Here is a 1,288-nt window from a genome sequence, read left to right on the forward strand (position 1 = left end):
TGTCATGTCTCAGGACATCGAGGACAGATCTGTCTCAGGACTTACGGGACAGTTTCTGATACCTGGTCGTGCGGTCGAGTGTAAGGGTGCGGGCGATCGTGTCGCCGATCATGACGGTGACACGGTCGCCTTGCCAGTGCAGGAAGGCGTCGGTGTTCTTGTGGCGGCGTCCGATGATGATCGACAGCCCGTCGAATTGGATGACGCCGGTGCTCGAGACGGGGCGTTCGGCGCTGCCGGCCCGCCCGGGTAGTGCTGGTGTGGGCGTGGCGGGATTTGTCGCGTCCCAGCGTTGTTGCGGGGTTGTTCCGCCGATGCCCTGGTGGCCACGATTGTTGTAGACCTGCCGGTAGGTGTCGAGTTGGGTCTGCAACTCGGCCAGGGTGGTGGCGGTGGGTTGTTTGGTGAGCCATTTGCGCAGGGTTTGGTGGGCGCGTTCGTTCTTGCCGCACGTCTGCGGGTGGTAGACCGACGAGGCGATGGTCTTCGTGCCGAGTTCGGCGAGGTGGCGTTCGATCTCAGCCATGGAACCGCGGCGTTTGCCGGAGAAGGCGGTTCCGTTGTCGGAGAGCAGATGGGCGGGAATCCCGTAGCCGTTCATCGCCCGCTGCAGTGCGGCCCACGCGGCGGCCGAGGTTTCGCCTTCGGCGGCGTACGAGCACACGTCCAACCTCGAGTGGTCGTCGAGGATCTGCAGGATGCAGACCGTGGTGCCGTCGGCGAGGTAGTGCTCGAGTCCGTCGATCTGCCAGCACCCGTTGGGTTCGGCGAACTCGAAGGTGCGGCGGGTGCGGGGCTTCTTGCGTGGTTGCGGCACGATCAGGCCGCGGTCGGTCAGGACCCGGTAGATCGTCGACCGGGACGGCACCGGGTCCGCGCCCTGGTCTTCGAGGCGCCAGCGGATCGAGATCGGTCCGTTGTCGAGGCCTTCGTCGTCGAGTTCTTTGCGGGCCCGCACGATCGCCTCGTGCACTTCGGGTGTGGTGGCCGTCGGGCTGGTGTTCGGCCGGGTCGAGCGTGCGGTGAACGCAAACGCGCCCTCGTCACCGAAACGGTGCACCAGCGTGTAGAAGGTGTTGCGGGAAATGCCCTGTTCGCGGCACAGGCGGGACACATTGATCTGTGTCCCGCCGGCCACCTTGGCCACTGCTTCCACGATGATCGGATTCATCGAAAACCCTTTTCCGCCCATCCCTGAGTGTCACCAGAGTGGACTGTGAGTGTCCTCGATGTCCTGAAACATCAACTGTCCTGCATGTCCTGAACTCAGACACGAGTCCAGAGACTC

The 1,288-nt window shown here is 64.0% G+C and carries 1 protein-coding gene; it reads right to left on the reverse strand.

The window, feature by feature from the left end; genetic code table 11:
- Nucleotides 1-34 precede the first annotated feature (34 nt).
- Nucleotides 35-1,171: a DDE-type integrase/transposase/recombinase gene (locus ACZI8Q_RS20655; RefSeq protein WP_463375447.1), complete on the reverse strand. Its 1,137-nt coding sequence runs from the start codon at nucleotides 1,169-1,171 to the stop codon at nucleotides 35-37.
- Nucleotides 1,172-1,288: the final 117 nt, after the last annotated feature.

The sequence above is a fragment of the Rhodococcus quanlei genome, assembly GCF_055231015.1.